The 17123-nt window shown below is 35.4% G+C and carries 15 protein-coding genes and 1 pseudogene; 8 read left to right on the top strand and 8 right to left on the bottom strand.

The features are described 5' to 3' along the window. The first annotated feature begins 26 nt into the window (after window positions 1-26). Both R8749_RS00690 and R8749_RS00685 read left to right on the top strand, forming a co-directional pair. Complete coding sequence (locus R8749_RS00690) at window positions 27-1763, top strand: ABC transporter ATP-binding protein (protein ID WP_317697018.1); 1737 nt, start codon at window positions 27-29, stop codon at window positions 1761-1763. Continuing rightward, on the top strand, window positions 1760-3631 hold the full coding sequence (locus R8749_RS00685) for an ABC transporter ATP-binding protein (RefSeq protein WP_317697016.1): 1872 nt from the start codon (window positions 1760-1762) through the stop codon (window positions 3629-3631). Before R8749_RS00690 ends, R8749_RS00685 begins: the two co-directional genes overlap by 4 nt. 55 nt (window positions 3632-3686) lie before the next feature. Here the strand turns inward: R8749_RS00685 and R8749_RS00680 are convergent, their stop codons facing one another. The 3 genes from R8749_RS00680 to R8749_RS00670 form a co-directional block, all read right to left on the bottom strand. Continuing rightward, complete coding sequence (locus tag R8749_RS00680) at window positions 3687-4502, bottom strand: PD-(D/E)XK nuclease family transposase (protein ID WP_317697013.1); 816 nt, start codon at window positions 4500-4502, stop codon at window positions 3687-3689. Window positions 4503-4626: 124 nt separating this feature from the next. Then, the gene (locus R8749_RS00675; RefSeq protein WP_317697011.1) at window positions 4627-7773 is read right to left on the bottom strand and encodes a glycoside hydrolase family 84 protein; all 3147 of its coding nucleotides are present in this window, start codon (window positions 7771-7773) and stop codon (window positions 4627-4629) included. Between the two features lie 195 nt (window positions 7774-7968). Next, on the bottom strand, window positions 7969-8496 hold the full coding sequence (locus R8749_RS00670; protein WP_317697008.1) for a DUF4865 family protein: 528 nt from the start codon (window positions 8494-8496) through the stop codon (window positions 7969-7971). 109 nt (window positions 8497-8605) lie between these two features. Here R8749_RS00670 and R8749_RS00665 point away from each other — a divergent pair, with 109 nt between their 5' ends. Continuing rightward, window positions 8606-9334, top strand: coding sequence for a LysR family transcriptional regulator (locus R8749_RS00665; RefSeq protein WP_317697006.1), 729 nt, complete (start codon window positions 8606-8608; stop codon window positions 9332-9334). A gap of 13 nt (window positions 9335-9347) precedes the next feature. Here R8749_RS00665 and coaBC read toward each other — a convergent pair whose 3' ends face one another. The 5 genes and pseudogenes from coaBC to R8749_RS00640 all read right to left on the bottom strand — a co-directional run bounded on the left by coaBC (window position 9348) and on the right by R8749_RS00640 (window position 12926). Further along, complete coding sequence (gene coaBC / locus R8749_RS00660; RefSeq protein WP_317697004.1) at window positions 9348-10568, bottom strand: bifunctional phosphopantothenoylcysteine decarboxylase/phosphopantothenate--cysteine ligase CoaBC; 1221 nt, start codon at window positions 10566-10568, stop codon at window positions 9348-9350. 38 nt (window positions 10569-10606) lie between these two features. Beyond that, window positions 10607-10711 (bottom strand): annotated as a pseudogene (locus R8749_RS00655) (family 1 glycosylhydrolase); the annotation flags it as partial. Window positions 10712-10850: 139 nt separating this feature from the next. Then, the gene (locus R8749_RS00650; RefSeq protein ID WP_317697002.1) at window positions 10851-11081 is read right to left on the bottom strand and encodes a hypothetical protein; all 231 of its coding nucleotides are present in this window, start codon (window positions 11079-11081) and stop codon (window positions 10851-10853) included. A gap of 100 nt (window positions 11082-11181) precedes the next feature. After that, window positions 11182-12069, bottom strand: a complete 888-nt coding sequence (locus R8749_RS00645) for an Rpn family recombination-promoting nuclease/putative transposase (protein WP_317696135.1) — start codon at window positions 12067-12069, stop codon at window positions 11182-11184. A 77-nt stretch (window positions 12070-12146) separates the two neighbouring features. After that, on the bottom strand, window positions 12147-12926 hold the full coding sequence (locus R8749_RS00640) for a DUF4931 domain-containing protein (RefSeq protein ID WP_317697000.1): 780 nt from the start codon (window positions 12924-12926) through the stop codon (window positions 12147-12149). A gap of 87 nt (window positions 12927-13013) precedes the next feature. Here R8749_RS00640 and R8749_RS00635 point away from each other — a divergent pair, with 87 nt between their 5' ends. From R8749_RS00635 to R8749_RS00615, 5 genes are read left to right on the top strand one after another with little or no spacing between them, the layout of a single operon-like run. Further along, window positions 13014-13661: a TetR/AcrR family transcriptional regulator gene (locus R8749_RS00635; protein ID WP_317696998.1), complete on the top strand. Its 648-nt coding sequence runs from the start codon at window positions 13014-13016 to the stop codon at window positions 13659-13661. Further along, window positions 13642-14424, top strand: a complete 783-nt coding sequence (locus R8749_RS00630) for a lysophospholipid acyltransferase family protein (RefSeq protein WP_317696996.1) — start codon at window positions 13642-13644, stop codon at window positions 14422-14424. Before R8749_RS00635 ends, R8749_RS00630 begins: the two co-directional genes overlap by 20 nt. Further along, window positions 14424-15254, top strand: a complete 831-nt coding sequence (locus R8749_RS00625; protein ID WP_317696994.1) for a glycosyltransferase — start codon at window positions 14424-14426, stop codon at window positions 15252-15254. Before R8749_RS00630 ends, R8749_RS00625 begins: the two co-directional genes overlap by 1 nt. Then, on the top strand, window positions 15247-16200 hold the full coding sequence (locus R8749_RS00620) for a glycosyltransferase family 8 protein (protein WP_317696992.1): 954 nt from the start codon (window positions 15247-15249) through the stop codon (window positions 16198-16200). The genes R8749_RS00625 and R8749_RS00620 overlap by 8 nt, the downstream gene beginning before the upstream one ends. Then, window positions 16197-17051: a 1-acyl-sn-glycerol-3-phosphate acyltransferase gene (locus R8749_RS00615; RefSeq protein ID WP_317696990.1), complete on the top strand. Its 855-nt coding sequence runs from the start codon at window positions 16197-16199 to the stop codon at window positions 17049-17051. The genes R8749_RS00620 and R8749_RS00615 overlap by 4 nt, the downstream gene beginning before the upstream one ends. Window positions 17052-17123: the final 72 nt, after the last annotated feature.

The raw sequence follows: 17123 nt of genomic DNA, 5'->3' as shown, positions 1-17123 counted from the left end.
CTTAAAGTTCTTAGGAGGATAAAAGTGTGATCAAATTATCAAAATCAAGAGTAAAATCTCTACCGGTGTTAATGTCAATTGTTTTTATGATTGTTCAGGTAGTGACAACTCTAATGCTGCCAAACTACACCTCAGATATGATTAATAACGGCATTGCTAAAAACAACACTGGATATATCGTTGAAGCTGGAATGAAGATGCTAGGAGTAACAGCAATATTTATTGTTGCTGCTGTTGGCAACGTATACTGTGCGGCTCGTGTTTCGCAAGGGTTTGGTAAAGAACTTCGTTCAGATATTTATTCCAAAGTTCTTAATATGTCCCGCAGTGAATTCGACAAAATCGGGACTGCGTCTTTAATCACTAGAACCACTAACGATGTTAACCAAATTCAAAACGTTACAATGATGGCATTAAGAATGATGATCCAATCTCCAATTATGCTGGTTGGTGCAAGCGTCATGGCCTATCAAAAAGAATCGAAATTAACATCTGTTTTTCTAGTTTCAATTCCAATTTTAATTATTTTTGTAGGATTAATCTTATATTTTGCAACCCCTCTTTTTAAATCATTACAAAAGAAAACAGATAATATTAACCTTGTCTTTCGTGAAGGTTTAACTGGGGTTAGAGTAATTCGAGCTTTTAGACAAGATGACTTCGAACAAAATCGGTTCGATGATGCGAACAAAGATTATACTGGGACTGCTAGAAAAGTATTTTCACTTGTTGCATTAATGTTTCCAATTATGACTCTTGTGATGAGCGGAACCAACATCGGGATTACCTGGCAGGCATCGCATTTAATTGCCAATCAGGAAATGCAGATTGGTAATCTGGTCGCATTTATTACGTATGCGATGCAAATCTTAATGAGCTTTATGATGCTTTCAATGGTTTTCTTTTTAGTGCCTAGAGCTCAGGCTTCTGCCGTTCGTATTAATGAAATTCTTGATTCACAATCTGAATTAAAAGAACCTGCTGAACCAAAAGAAATTCCTAGTAACAGCAAAGATCTTTCACTTCAATTTGATCACGTGGATTTCTATTACGGTAAGGCTAAAGTTCCTGCTTTAAGCGGCGTTGATCTAAAAATGAAACAAGGACAAACACTAGCAATTATCGGAGGAACTGGATCAGGTAAAACCACAATGATTAACTTAATTCCTCGGATTTTTGATGCAACTCATGGTTCAATTAAAGTTAATGGAATTGATGTTCGTGATGCAGATATTGATGCGCTCCAAGATCATGTCTCCCTAGTACCTCAAAAAGCAGTTCTTTTTAAAGGAACTATTCGAAGTAATCTGCTTTTTGGAAACGAAAATGCTACTGACGAAGAACTTTGGCATGCCTTAGATGTTGCACAAGCCAGCGATTTTATTAAAGAACATCCGGGCCAACTGGATGGCATTGTCGAACAAGGCGGAGATAACTTCTCAGGCGGACAAAAGCAGCGTCTCGCAATTGCCAGAGCTCTTGTTAAAGATGCTGATATTTATATTTTCGATGATTCATTCTCAGCCCTTGACTTCAAAACAGATTCTTTACTAAGAGCCGCCTTAAAAAATGATCAGCGGATCAAAGACAAGATTATCGTTATCGTTGGTCAGCGAGTGTCAACCGTCGCTAGTGCAGATCAAATTGTTGTTTTGGATGATGGCAAGATGGTGGGTATTGGAACTCATCAAGAATTAAAACAAAATAATGAGGTTTATCAAGATATCGTTAATTCTCAAATTAAGGAAGGAGACCAAAAATGAGTGCAGAAAAACAACCTCAGACTCAAGGCGGTAAAGCTCCTGGGCAAGGAATTGCTGTTGCCATGGTTAAACCCCGTAATTTTTGGGGAACTCTTCTGAGATTAAGTTCTTATCTCAAGAAGTATTCAATTGCTGTTTTTGTGGTCGTTGTACTTGCAATTGGTTCTCAAATTTTTCAGGTTCAGACCCCAAAAGTTCTAGGAAAAGCAACAACCGAAATCTTTAAAGGATTCATGATCGGGGTTCAAATGAAGAAACACGGTTTAAATGTTTCTCATTATCCAATCGATTTTGACAAAATTAAGACGATTCTTTTTACCGTTATTCTTCTATATTTAATTGCTGCCCTATTTAGTTTTTTACAGCAGTTTATTATGACGCAAGTCATTCAAAGTGCAGTTTACAATTTACGTAAGGAATTAAAAGCTAAAATGAAGACTGTGCCTATTAATTACTACGATACTCATTCTAACGGTGATATCTTATCTCGGGCGGTAAACGATATGGATAATATTGCCGGTACCCTTCAGCAGAATTTAACTCAGCTTATTACGAGTATTACGATGTTCGTCGGGACTCTTTGGATGATGATTAGCATTAGCTGGCAGATGACCTTAATAGCCTTAATCACAATTCCTTTAAGTTTAGTGGTTGTGGGTCTGGTTGCTCCTAGGTCTCAGAAATACTTTAAACAGCAGCAGAAGAGTCTTGGATTATTAAACAACCAAATTGAAGAAAACTATGCTGGTCAATTGATTGATAAAAGTTTTAATCAGGAAGACAAAGCAATTAAACCATTTAATGAAGAAAACGAAAAATTATTCGACTCCTCATGGAAAGCACAAATGATTTCCGGTTTAATTATGCCGTTAATGAACTTTGTTTCAAATCTAGGTTATGTATTTGTTGCAATTTATGGCGGAATTCAAGTTACTCATGGTAACATCACTTTAGGTAATGTGCAGGCATTCTTGCAATATACTCAACAGTTTTCTCAGCCGATTGCTCAGTTAGCTAATATTACTAACTCCATTCAAACTGCCATTGCTTCAGCTGAACGTGTATTTGAAGTTCTTGATGAACCAGATATGCAGGACACTAAAGTAGATATTCCCGACGTTAAAACTGAAAATAAAATTGACATGGAACATGTTGTATTCGAATATGTCGACAACGAGCCACTTCTAAAAGATTATTCGCTTTCGGTTAAACCAGGTGAAACTATTGCAATTGTTGGACCGACTGGTGCTGGTAAAACCACCATTATCAATCTATTGGAAAGATTTTATGATATTCAAGGCGGCTCAATTAAACTGGAAGGTCGCGATACCCGTAACATGAAGCGTGATGAATTACGTAAACATTTTGCGATGGTCTTACAAGATACTTGGCTCTTTAAAGGAACCGTCTGGGAAAATCTCAAATATGGCAATGAACATGCAACCGATGAAGAAATTATGGCTGCAGCCAAAGCTGCTCACGTTGACGAATTTGTAAGACAGCTGCCGCAAGAGTATGACACTGTTTTAGATGAATCTGCTTCGAATATTTCTCAAGGTCAAAAGCAGCTTTTAACAATTGCGCGGGCGTTTGTTGCTGATCCTGACATTTTAATTCTTGATGAAGCAACCAGTTCTGTCGATACACGAACTGAGGTCCATATTCAACATGCAATGGGCAGATTAATGAAAAACAGAACCAGCTTTGTAGTTGCTCACCGACTATCAACAATTAGAGATGCTGACAAAATTATTGTAATGAATCATGGTTCAATTATCGAAACTGGTAATCACCATGAACTCATGGACAAAAATGGGTTCTATGCTGATCTATATAATAGTCAGTTTGCAGGAAATACTGCTCTTTAAATTTAGCTCTTAAAAAGGCGATCCTTAGTTTCGGGATCGCCTTTTTTGTGTTTAATTAAAGTTCTTCTTTCTTCAAACCGGTTGCGTCAATAATAATCTTGGGATCAACCCCTAATTTTAATAATTTTTGCGCAACTTCTTTTTTGCCTTTTATATGCTGAGCACTTAATTGTGCCTCATAATCTGCTTTTGCTTTTTCTAATATATCCACCACTTTTTTCTCCTTCGTCGTTAAATTATTGTAATCCGCTATACTTTGAGTTTTTTGGATATAATCCCTTGCATTTTGATTGATCGGATTATTTTTGAGTAACGTCTGCCAATCTTTAAGCGCTATTTGTCTCTCCAAACTATCAACATTTATGTTTGGCTTATTCAGTTCAAAAAATATTTGTTTTACTAATCCAAATTCCTGCTTAAGATTTCGATCCATTAAAGAAACGGTATGGATTGCATTTTCATCTTCAGTAAATTGATTAAAATCTAAAATGTAGATGCCAATTATTGGTCTGAGCGAACAATTCCAATCATCAATAATATCAGAATTATTCATTTTTAATGACTTCGACAAGTAATAAAAATCTCGCTCAGCATTATAGTGGAAATCATAATCTTGCTTTTCAACTGTAACCATGGTGCCTTGATTAATATTTGCCGCAATCTCAACGGTACTAGCTTTGAGTTCCGGTTGCTTTTTAATCATCTCTTCAGTAATTTGATCCGGTTGATAAGCATTTGGTGCAAAATTTTGTTCATGATAAACTAAATTTTCTACTTTCTCACCGGTTAAATCCTGAATAAAATTTGTAAGAATCTCTTTATTTTCTATCTTTCCAAAAGCTTTCCAAAAAATAAAGTCGTTTTTTAACATCAATTTGCGCTTATTCAAAAGAGCCTCCTATAAATCAATATTGAGAATTTTTACCCTCTATAATATAAGTACGCAAAAAGTATTTTTTATAAAAAAAGCAACCTAGCTAGGTCGCAATTTTTAATTACTTGATAATATTAAAATATTCACTATCTACCCACTGATTCTTACCTACTTGATAGAAGGTTTTTTTACCAGTATAAGCTTTAGCTGTTACTTTCCATTTTGTTCCATTCATCAGACGTTTACCAGTGAAGTGTTTACCCGCCGGATCAGACCAAACATTAATTCCATAACGCGGTCGATACTTAACAATACCTAAGCCAGAAAATTTAACTTGCTTTGTCTCGTGACTTAAGACAGCATAATCAGCAGAAATCCACTGATCCTTGCCAATATTATAAAATGTCTTAGCGCCATCTACTATTACCTTATATCCAACTTTCCAGCTAGTGCCGTCTGCTAGACGCTTACCAGTAAATTTTTGACCATAAGGGTCAGCCCAAACATTAATTTTATATCCTTTAACATATCTAATAGTTGCGACATCTTTGACATCTACTAAATGAAGTCGATTTTCTGAACTTAAGCTGAAATCATGAATATCAATTGCGGATCCGGGATCTACTACTAGACGGAGTCCATCAATTTTGGAAGCATTGGTATTAAAACTATGGATATAATTATCATCATTAATTGATCCTAACTTTTTCCAAGAATTATTAGTGTGAACAAAAACTTTTCCTTTTACTTTACCAACTAAAACTGCACTACCGATGTTATTAGCTGGTGTTTTTGTTGTTTGCTGGATAATACCAGATTGTGAATTATCTTTCAGTTTGCCAATGAACTCCGTTTTTAGCGACCCATCAAACACCGATTGTAAAGTATTACTGCCAGTGCTCTCAATATTAGTGCTATAAAGGCCTGAATTATGATAAACTGAAAATTCTCGGATTTGCAGCCAGTTGCTGGTATCTTGATCAGCAACGATTCGGACATATTTTGCTTTAACCGGCTGAGCTAAATCAAGCTGGAAATGTCCATTAGATGAAACTGTACCGACATTGGTCCATGTTTTATTATCAGTTGATACCTCTGCATGGGCTCCAACAAAAACATCACCACTATCTACCTGGTCATCAGCTCCTTGTCTTAAAATAATGCGCTGAACGTTGCTTTCTTCCTTTAAAGTCAGCTCAACATACTGACCTTTTTTAACACTATCATTGCTCCAATATCTGGTATCTAACTTACCATCTGCCATTTTGGCAACTGCATTATCTCCATAAACGCCCATTGTTGTTGCAACAGAAGGCGTTGGATCAGCGATTAATTGAGCATCATCGGTTAGAGGGATTAGTTCTGACGCTTGACCAAAAGCTTTATAAGCATCGTCAATTAGTGAATCAAAAGCACCATCACCAACAGTCGGAGTTATTGTTAAATCAGGTTTCCCGGTCCGACTATCTGGCAATAGTTTGGTCTGTGCCAAAGATTTTTCATCTTTCATTGTCTGAATAGTTTTGGTAATTAAATCATCGCCGGCATTACCATATTTCGAAATACCCATCAACATAATTGCTGCTTTATCTGCTTTTGCCCAGTGAGAGGCTGCTTTAATCCAAGGAAGAGCATCATTATAAAAACCTTTGACATCAATATTCTGCATCAAAGTTTCGCCGTTTTCGATTAAGTCTAAACGGTTGGTTAATCTTTCTTCTGCCTTTAAGTATTCCCCTTTATTTGGTTTATCAGACTCAAAATCTTTGATTAATGCTGCAAGTTCTGGTGCATGGCGCGTATTTTCTGGTGCAGCATAATTCCAATACTGATTTAAATCGACAAAAGCATTTAAAGCTTCCGCCGCTTTTTGATCTGAACCAGCAATTTCAGCTAAAACATTTTTCTGGGCAGTTTGAGCATTATAATTTTCTGGATTCCACAAATAATCACCAAATCCGGCAATTGCAATCCAAGAAGCATATGGCTGGATCATTGGATTAGCCGTAATCCCATCAGTTACTGTGTCAAGGTTATTTTGTCTTCCCTCAACCGGGTTTAGAAAAAGGCGATCTTGATTCGAGTCATTAACTGGGAAATTGTCCCAAATAAACATATGATCTGAATGATAGCTTGCTTTTGCCTTACTGATTGAATCAGAAGTGATATTAGCCGAAAATACCCCTTCTCCTGTCCATTGCATCCGGATATCTTTATCTAAAGCAATCCCTTGAGCTTCTTTAAAAGGATCTTGGGCAGAGCCGTTATAATTAGTCGGTACTAACCAAAGGTCAGGCAATTTATTAGCTTTCACATAATCCTTTTGGATCTTATTTAAATATGCTGCTTGAGCGTCTGCCAGCGCACTCCATTTGTTATCTGGATAACTAGGAGTTGCGTGGTTTTTATAAACCGCCTGATCGGCTTCATTAAGTTTAGTTGGAATATCATCTAATGCGATATAAAATTGACTGACTCCAATTGAGCGTAATTGATCAAATTTAGCAACTGTTGCGTCATAATCTGCTTGTTTTGAATAAGTAATATCATTTCCAGGCGACAATGCAAAAGCAAAACTAACATGATTATCATTAGCTGATTTGACAAGAGATTTAAGTTCAGCTAACTTATCGGCTGGATATAAATCGCGCCAATTTTTTCGCAGATAAGTATCATCTTTTGGAGTATAAATGTACGTGTTTAAGCGATGTTCTGCCATAAAAGCAAAAAGATCTTTACGAGCTTGATCAGACCATGGAGCACCATAAAATCCTTCAATCACTCCTCGAATTGGCATTTTAGGTGAATCATAAACGTCAGATTTGGTTAAATCTGCCTTTTTCTGAATTAAATTCACTAATTGATGAACTGCATAAAACAAACCCGTTGCATCTTTTCCTTCTAAGACAATTGTCTTTTTACCATCAATTTGACCTGACTTAACCAAAAATCCATTTGCTTTTAACGCACCAGCATCTTTTGCACCTAGTGTTTTGGCTGCCGTGTCAGATTCCGAATCACCCGCAACTCCTGCAATAATCTGATCAACCTGATTACTTGTTCCTAACAATTTAACAGCTTGGTCAATTAAATCACTAGTAGATGCGTCTACATTTTTTGATTTAACGATATTGATGGGTGAAGTATCAGCCGCTTTAACTGTAACTGGAGTATTTGCAAACGACACAATCGAAGGTATTGCACTAGACCCCAGCAAAATTAACGATCCACCTAAAACAAATACTGACATTTGTTTCCTTTTTCTCATAATTTTCTCCTCCTAATAAAATAGGATATTTTCTGATTTGTTGTTTGGTGAAAACAGAAAATATCCATAATTTTTAATTTACCTCTGCAAACGCTTCGGTCTTACCCAAGACAATAGTAGCGCTTTCATTGCTTTGATTCAAGGAAAAATAATTCGTTATAAACAAAAAACTGACTAATTCGTCAGCTTTTTAAATTATTTGTCTAATGACAAATGTAAAATTGTATATATTTTTTTATCGGTGTTTTGAGGTCGATTTCCAAAAAATGAGAAGGTTACGTATTTCCATTTATCTGGATTATAGATCGTTACTTGACCAAGCAGATCATCATAGCTTTCAGACTTGAATTCAAATCCATTCAATGATGCAGCTTCTGTAATATCGTGATATTCTTCAAGAATATATTTACTCTTGGGAAATGATTCGCTTAAATTAACCGTTTGAGTTACTCCAATTTCAATATTTTGCCAACCAAATGATCCGATGATGTTGTCGAAGAAGCCGTCAAAAATGAATTTAGTCATTCCCTCAGTCTGTTTCCAAACATATAGTGGTGAGTAGCTGTTTTCGAGATCTCCTGCAGATTTGTCATTTATTAAATATGCCTTGAAAAGCAGATCAGTAAATCCATCTGTCTTATTTCCATTGTTGCGGATGCGATTCCTAATAATTTCCATGTCGTAGTCAGCGGGTAATCCCACTTTATATTGCATTGCTTGCATTTGTTGTTCTCCTTTGTTTGGTATGAAGCTAGTATAGATTCGCGTGCACCTATAGCATAATCCTAGTTTGTGATATGCTTATCACTATTAATGATAAGGCAGGTCACAAATGAACTTTAACGATCTAATCGTCTTCAAGACTATTTATGAGAAAAAAACAATTAACAAAGCTGCAAAAGAATTGGGATATACCCAATCTAATTTAACTGCTCGGCTGCATGCCCTTGAAAATGAATGCAATACAAGCTTTTTTGTTCGCAGTTATAATGGCGTCTCGGCGACTGAAAATGGAGAGAAGTTTTACTCTTTTGTACGTCAAACCTTGTCCCAATTTGACGAATTAAAAAATTCTTTTTCCAAAAAAATACCAGAATTACTAACGTCAGAGCTTTTATTTAAGTGCCTCGTCGTTGATGACCAAGAATTCTCGATTGTTTCAACTAAAATTACCTGCAAAAAGACCAGCAAAATCGCCTCTGAATTAAACAAAAATCATTACGATTATGTTGTTACCTTCAACAAGTTAAACCGAAATGATTTTAAATTGGTTGCGACCGAAGACCTTCCTGTCAGTTTTCTTTCGGGCAAAGAAAACATTAATGACTTACCAGTCTTAATTAACAGCGATCATTTATGCCCACTTCGAAAACTCACGATTCAATTAATCGAGGACCCAGCACGCTTGGTCGAAATTGATTCTTTAGAGAACATCTCACAGTTAGTTTTAGATGGTCAAGCCACTGCACTTTTGCCTAATTATTTGACTAAAGATGGATATCGAACAATCGACAATCAATTATTTAGTGTCAATTATTATAGTTATAAGTATTGTGCTTAATCATTCAATTTTATTATTTTGAACTTTTCCTGTCGTTCATTAAATTTTCTACCCGCTTAACTACTAATTCGGCAATTTCTTTTTTGGACAATAATGCCGTTGTTTCTGGCTTTGAATCTTTTGTGATAAAGGTTACTTGATTGGTATCCCCATTAAATCCAACTCCTGGTTTTGACACATCATTTGCCACTACTAAATCTAAACTTTTATCCATTAATTTTTTAGTCGCATTAATGATTATGTTTTCAGTTTCCGCTGCAAAACCAACAATAATTTGGTTGGTTGATTTTATTTTAGCAATTGATTTTAAAATATCTGGAGTTTTTTCTAATTTAATTTCCCAAAGATCATTTCTTGGATCTTTCTTGATTTTTTGCTTGGAAGTTTTAACTGGCTTAAAATCAGCAACTGCTGCAGCCATCACCAATATATCGCAACTTTTAAATCCTAACTCTACTTCTTCTTTTAATTGTTTAACATTCGTAACTGGTACTATATTAATCCCGACGAGCGGATCCAACTTAGTCGGCCCACTAATTAAAGTAACATCTGCTCCTAGTTCATAAAACGCTTTGGCAATTGAATATCCCATTTTACCTGATGAATCGTTTCCAATAAAACGAACTGGATCAATTCTTTCTCGCGTGCCTCCTGCCGTGACAATTACTTTTTTACCCTCAAGTATCGAGTGTTCTACAAACATTGATTCGATTGAATTGATAATCTCATCCGGTTCTGCCATTCTGCCGGTACCTTCATATCCTTCGGCTAAAAAACCAGTTCCAGGGTTAATGATCCTAATCCCATCATCTTGTAAAATTTTTATATTTCGTTGAACTGCTGAATTTGTCCACATTTGATCATTCATTGCCGGTGCAATAATTTTTGGTGCACTAGTTGCAAGTAAAGATGAACTTGCAAAATCATCAGCTAATCCATTAGCAATTTTGCCGATAAAATCAGCAGTTATTGGTGCAATAATTGCTAAATCAGTCCATTGAGCTAACTCTATATGATCGATTTTTGAAAAATTAGATCCAGAATTTTGATCTGTCAGCACAGAATTTTTAGATAAAGTTTGAAAACTTAAGGGCGTGACAAATTTCTGAGCTGATGTAGTCATCACAACTCGAACATTAGCTTTTCGTTTCATTAAAAAACGGGTCAGAATTAAAGCCTTATAAGCTGCAATACTGCCCGTTACATAAAGTGTGATATTTTTACCTTCTAACATTTTAACGGCTCCTTATTCTGAGAACCATTATCGCACATTTAAATTCCATTGTTTTGGATCACTTTGCGATACCAATCAAAATATTTCTTTGGAATTCTTTCCCTGCTCCCGTGTCCTTCATTATCCAAATCAACGTAAATAAAATTTCAATATTCCAAATTTTAGATTATCATCCCTTTTAATTAAAATAGCCGGGATCGTTTGTCTCGGCTTTGTATATCTTATAGAGTAATATTTGCAACTAATTGAAACTTATTAACTTTTTAGATATAGATAATGTTTCTACTTTAAATTTTCAATCTCTTCGACACTTAAATCGGTGACTACACTGATCTCTTCAACTTTCATTCCCATTTTTAGCATCTTTTTCGCTGTATCTATTTTAGTCTGTTTAATACCTTGTTCTAGTCCTTGCTCTAAACCTTCACGTTCGCCTCTTTTTCTGCCTTCTTCTTCGGCATACAACATCTGTGCATCCAGTTTTGATCTTGCTCTCTCTACTGCATCCAACATCTCTCGTTCCTCCATCTCTAAATTCTCATAAGTATCAGATAAATAATATGATTATGAGTCACTTAAGTTATGTCGTGACTTTTAATAAAAGAACAAACAGCTACTTTAATTTTTCAATCTCTTCGACACTTAAATCGGTGACAGCATGGATCTCTTCAACTTTCATTCCCATTTTTAGCATCTTTTTCGCTGTATCTATTTTAGTCTGTTTAACGCCTTGCTCTTCGCCTCTTTTTCTGCCTTCTTCTTCGGCATACAACATCTGTGCATCAAGCTTTGATCTCGCTCTCTCTACTGCATCCAACATCTCTCGTTCCTCCATCTCTAAATTCTCATAACTTGTTACTTTATATGCATCCTGCAGGTATTCCGGTGCTTCTTTGACCTTTTTATTGCTCTTTAGATAATCGTACCAATACGGCATCTCTCCTTCAAGCGTGTCTCGGGGCTTTGTTAAATCAAAATATACCACACTCAACAGCGGTAAGCCATCTTCATTCTTTAACTCTATTTTATTCTTTACATCATACATCGTAAATCGATGATACGCTTTGTTGTCTTCTTTAAATAAATCAAAGTACACGATGTTGATCCCATACACTGGTCTCAATGACCCATATTTATCCTCTTTAATATCATCCTTTAATTTCTCTAGATCTCTTCTCGCATAATTTGACACATATTTCTCTGACAGGTAATGCAGTGAACGTTCGATAAAATGCGCTTCTCTTCTTACCTGCAGTTCGATGGTTACCAGACTCCCGTCATCAAGCCGGGCTAATACATCAACCTCTGTTTCTAAGAATTCCTGCTGATCTTCCGTCACTTTAAAGGTTCTAATATTATATGGATTTTCGATTATTACATCTACAACGTTTAAACCGATCATATCATGAATGAAGCCGATTAAGATATGACGGTTCTTGGGTGAGGCAAATAGTTTCTTAAATAATAAATCATTTGATGGTAAGATTTCTCTTTTGCGCAATTATATATATCCTTCCTTTTTTAGGCTTATATAAAAGATTACGCATAAATTCAAAGAGTGAACTTGAGATATATTTTTTAAAAATGCTTGAAACTAGACGAATAATTAATGACATTTAATTTAGCAGCCAAAGATTTCTTAACTTTGTCTAAACTTTCATCATCATTAACCTGCGTAATCCGATACCCTACAAAATAAGGAGATGTTATGTGACGCAGCATTACTTTAACTGCTATTGTCTTGTCAAATTGATAAAAAAACAAGTTATATGAATCATAACGTCCGTCCATATAATCATCCATTAAATATTGAACAACTATCTGAACGGCATCAGCAAATAGAGCCAAATCTTCTCTATTATCTAATAAAATGTTGAGCTCAAGAAAACCAACCAGCGGTTCAGTCGAAATATTCACTTCAACCTTTTCTCGCTGCCAGACAGTTAATCCAGTAACATTTTGAAATGATACCTGGTCTAAAACATTAATTTGATTGAGACCAACGATCTGCATATGCGGATGAGCTAAACTCCCTCCTGAACGGGGGCCAAAATTCTTAAATAGTAAAACACTCTGATACTTATTGCTGTTAATTACTTCTTGCCATTTATCAATTGCAAAATTAAAAATTTTTCGATTTTGGATCTTCGTGTAATTAATAATATCGCCATCGTGCTGACTTGACTCGATAATAATCGTCTGCCAGGCCTCTTTAATCGTTCGATATTTATTAACCAACCAAATTCGATCATCATCTTGAGCCAAAATATTCTGCAGATTATTAACATCACAAAATGGACAGACACTATTTCGATTAGGTTTTTCTTTAGCAATTTGTGGTTGAAAAACTAAATTCATTTTATCTCCTACTATTCATGTAATTGTTATTTTCAATATATTTTGGTATGATTCTGGTTAGTGATTAATCACTCTCAGAGGAAAGTTATGGATAATCAATTAGTTACAAATATAGATTACTGGTATAAAACTGATAAAATGCCTGCAAGCCAGCGCAAAGTTTTAGCTTCCGCAATTAAATTGTTTTCGACTCAAGGGTATGACAAGACCAGCACTTCATCAATTTCCCAAGATGCTCATGTTAGTCAAGCAATTATCTTTAAATATTTTCATAGTAAAGAAGAATTACTAAAAAGTATCTTAAAGCCAATCATTAATAACGTCGTGCCGGTCTATGCTGAACAATTTTTGGATCATCTCAAAAGCATTAAGTTTAATCAAGAAGAAGCAGAAGACGGAATCTACTACTTATTTCGCGAACGCTTTAATTTTATGTATCAAAACAAGGAAGTCATCATGATTTTAATCTCCCAAGCTCTGATCAATGATGACATTAAAAATGATGTTATTAAAGCTCTAAACAAGAAGCAAGATAAGCTAATGCGGCTCATGTGGCTTAAATTTAAAGATTTAACCGGATCTAAAAACAAAGAGGAATTCAAAAACTTCGTTGAATTATTTGTTACTCAAGTCATGGCATATTTTCTTCAAGTTGTAAAAATCGCCCCTAATGAGAAATATGATTTTGAAAAGGATCTTCGGAGGTTTGCACGTAATGTGTATCTCACGATCTAAAGAAATCAAATTTTACCATTCATTTGAAGATGATGTCGTAACTTTAAAACACCAAGATTATGAACTATCTCCTAAATATAATTATTCCACAGATACACTTCATTATAAACTATTATCCCCACCTGTGAGTTTAATGGCTTGGCTAATTGGATGGTTTTATGGGACCTTCTTCCTTCATTTAAAAATCAAAAACAAAGATTTGTTAAAAGATGTTCGTGATCAAGGATACTTTATTTATGGAAATCACACGATGCCTGAAGGCGACGGATTTACAATTTTTTTATTAGTTCCTTTAACTAAGGTCTCGGCAATCGTTGCTCCTGAAAATCTAGCAATCCCTGTCATTGGCCCATTACTTCCTTACGGCGGTGTAGTCCCAATTCCGACCGACCGACATCGGATCATTGATTTTAACAACGCAATTAAAGATAAAATCAAAAAGAAAAAAGCAATGTTTATCTATCCCGAAGCTCATGTTTGGCCTTACTACACGAAAATTCGCCCGCTTACTTTAGGTTCATTTCACTATCCGGTAGAAACTAATGCTCCTGTCTACTGCAAAACTACCACTTTTCAAAAAAGAAAATTTGGTAAAAAGCCAAAAGTTACGATCTATGTTGACGGTCCAATTGAATGGAATCATGATCAATCAAAAGTAGCGCAAGAAAAAGAAATCCGTGACAAAGTTCAAGCATTAATGGAAAAACGAAGCAAATTAAGCACTTACGAATACATTCAATATAAACCGAGGAATAATAACTGATGAACATTCTGTATTGTGGCGATAACAACATCCGAAGTGGTGTAATGACCTCCATTCTATCACTAGTAAAATACAATAAAGAGGCACTAAATATTTTTGTGCTGACCGCTAAAATTAAATACAAAACTAAGACTTACTATCCAATTGAAGATCAAATCATTAAGATCTTAGAACAAGTTGTTAAAAAAGAAAATCCCGAAAGCTCTGTCACAAAAATAGATATTACTTACCTCTTTAATCGTGAACCGCCAACGATTAATATGGGAACCGTTTTTACGCCTAACTGTATGCTGCGACTTTATGCTGACGAAGTGCCGCAAATTCCTGGTCGAGTTTTGTATTTAGATACTGATGTAATGTGTCACCAAAATATCAGTGATTATTATTATCAGAACCTTGACAGCCACGAAATTGTCGGCACTCTCGATCATTATGGAAAATGGTGGTTTCACCATGAAGTAAAGCCTTTTGATTATTTAAACTCGGGGGTTTTACTTTTAAATCTTGACTTGATTCGAAGAAATGGACTATTCGCTAAATGTCGCAAGATGTGTAGCAAACACTGGATGTTTATGCCAGATCAATCAGCAATTAATAAGCTTTGCCATACCAAAAAAATTGTTGGCGATCGCTACAATGAACAGCATGAACTGCAGCCAGATACCGTTTTTCGTCACTACTCAACCAGTCTCCATCTCTGGCCAGTTTTTCATCTTCAAACCGTTAAACCATGGCAGATTAACTTAATGCACGAAAAATTAAACGATCATCATTATGATGACGTTTTAGAAGAATACTTAAAATTAAAGGAAAAACTTACTAATGAATAAAACAATTCCGATTTTTTATGGCATCAACGACATTTACTCACCTTACTTAGCTGCTGCTATGAATTCTTTGATAAAACACACTACACCCAATCATAACTACGTGATTACTGTTATTCATCAAGATGTATCCGCAGAAAATCAAAGTAAGCTTAAGGAATTAGAGCAAAATAACGTCAAGATCAACTTTAAAAAATTAGAGAATGATTTACGCAGTGATCTTAATGACGATCAAAATCCTCTTCGTGCTGATTTTGTAACTTTTACAATTTATTACCGATTATTTATTGCCGATATGTTTCCAGAATACGATAAGGGAATTTATCTTGATTCTGACACCATTGTTAATGATGATATTGCTAAATTATACGAACAAGAGCTTGATGAGAACTTGATGGGAGCGATTCCTGACGCGTTTATTACCCACGATCCAGTAGGAAGACGTTATTCTAAAGATGCCCTTAACATTCATGAAAACTTTTATGTCAACTCTGGCGTTTTGTTAATGAATCTAAAAGAATTACGCAATCAGCATTTTAGCGAAAAGTTTTTAGACTTGCTTAATCAGTATCACTTCAAGTTAATTGCCCCTGATCAAGATTATATTAATGCTATGTGCTTTGGTAAAACTCTTTACCTTGATCCTCGCTGGAATATTCAGCCGGAAAATATGATTTGTGATGATTTCAAGCCTAAAATTGTCCATTACAATTTATTCGGTAAACCTTGGAATTACGACAATATTCCATTTGAAGAACTATTTTGGAATTCTAGTAAAGAAACTAACTACTATGAATCAGTTCTTAAAAATAAAAAAGAATATACTGCTGAACAGAGAAAGCACGATCAAGAGCGTAAAGATCTTTTAGTTCAGCGAATTATTGACACGCCAGATCTTGATGTTACTTTTAAGAAAATTGAAGACCAAGGGGTTAAAATCCGCGTATGATCATCGGGGGAGATAAGAAACCGGCCATTGATAACATTAAAAAAAATGCTAACAACGGCCTCTACAATGATAAAGTTGAGGTTGCCGACCCCACTTTAAGCACTGAAGAAGAACATCAGCTAATTGACGGATATCTTACTCATCGTCATAAATTTGATTATAAAGTCAAAAATATGCTTGCTCGTTTTTCAATGCGTGCATTAACAGATTATGTGAATTTTCAAACTAAGATTGTACCTACTGATGCGATTAAAGAACTGCCTACGGGGGGTATTATCACCAGCAATCATTTTAATCCGCTTGATAACACGGCAATTAGGAAATTAGTGGCTAAAAAACACAAACGGCTTTTCGTGATTAGCCAGCCAACTAATTTAAAAATGACCGGCAAACTAGGCTTCTTTATGAATTACGATGATATTGTTCCGCTTAGTAAAAGCCTCCATTATCTTGGCAAGACTTTTCCTAAACTTCTGCAGGAAATTTTTGACAAAGGAGATTACGTGTTAATCTATCCGGAACAGGAAATGTGGTTTAACTACCGCAAGCCTCGTCCCCCGATGCGCGGTGCTTATTACTATGCTGCCAAAATGAACGTCCCAATTATTTCTTGTTTTATCGAAATGAAAGACTTAGAAAAAAATGACAACGACCAGTTCAAAAAAGTTCAGTACATCGTTCACGTTCTAGACACAATCTATCCTGATCCTAAGCAGAACATTGAACGAAACACCAATTGGATGATGCAAAAAGATTATGGGCAAAAAATTGAAGCTTACGAAAAAGCTTATGGCAAAAAATTGGATTATAAATTTGAACCAGCTGACATTGCCGGCTGGCTTGGAAACTAAATAATCATTTTTATCTAAAACATTTTACTTATAAAAAAATTGAAACGGCACACTTGTGCCTTTTTTTTTGAA

This window comes from Xylocopilactobacillus apis (assembly GCF_033095965.1).
In the GTDB taxonomy this organism is placed as follows: domain Bacteria; phylum Bacillota; class Bacilli; order Lactobacillales; family Lactobacillaceae; genus Xylocopilactobacillus; species Xylocopilactobacillus apis.
The sequence above is the reverse complement of the archived record's forward strand: the minus strand, read 5'-3'. Positions and strand labels throughout refer to the sequence as shown.

Bases quoted from the DNA above. Each gene is read 5' to 3' on its own strand.
- R8749_RS00685 (WP_317697016.1), top strand. From the start codon at position 1,760: ATGAGTGCAGAAAAACAACCTCAGACTCAAGGCGGTAAAGCTCCTGGG.
- R8749_RS00680 (WP_317697013.1), bottom strand. From the start codon at position 4,502: ATGTTAAAAAACGACTTTATTTTTTGGAAAGCTTTTGGAAAGATAGAA.
- R8749_RS00675 (WP_317697011.1), bottom strand. From the start codon at position 7,773: ATGAGAAAAAGGAAACAAATGTCAGTATTTGTTTTAGGTGGATCGTTA.
- R8749_RS00670 (WP_317697008.1), bottom strand. From the start codon at position 8,496: ATGCAAGCAATGCAATATAAAGTGGGATTACCCGCTGACTACGACATG.
- R8749_RS00665 (WP_317697006.1), top strand. From the start codon at position 8,606: ATGAACTTTAACGATCTAATCGTCTTCAAGACTATTTATGAGAAAAAA.
- coaBC (WP_317697004.1), bottom strand. From the start codon at position 10,568: ATGTTAGAAGGTAAAAATATCACACTTTATGTAACGGGCAGTATTGCA.
- R8749_RS00650 (WP_317697002.1), bottom strand. From the start codon at position 11,081: ATGTTGGATGCAGTAGAGAGAGCAAGATCAAAACTGGATGCACAGATG.
- R8749_RS00640 (WP_317697000.1), bottom strand. From the start codon at position 12,926: ATGAATTTAGTTTTTCAACCACAAATTGCTAAAGAAAAACCTAATCGA.
- R8749_RS00635 (WP_317696998.1), top strand. From the start codon at position 13,014: ATGGATAATCAATTAGTTACAAATATAGATTACTGGTATAAAACTGAT.
- R8749_RS00630 (WP_317696996.1), top strand. From the start codon at position 13,642: ATGTGTATCTCACGATCTAAAGAAATCAAATTTTACCATTCATTTGAA.
- R8749_RS00625 (WP_317696994.1), top strand. From the start codon at position 14,424: ATGAACATTCTGTATTGTGGCGATAACAACATCCGAAGTGGTGTAATG.
- R8749_RS00620 (WP_317696992.1), top strand. From the start codon at position 15,247: ATGAATAAAACAATTCCGATTTTTTATGGCATCAACGACATTTACTCA.
- R8749_RS00615 (WP_317696990.1), top strand. From the start codon at position 16,197: ATGATCATCGGGGGAGATAAGAAACCGGCCATTGATAACATTAAAAAA.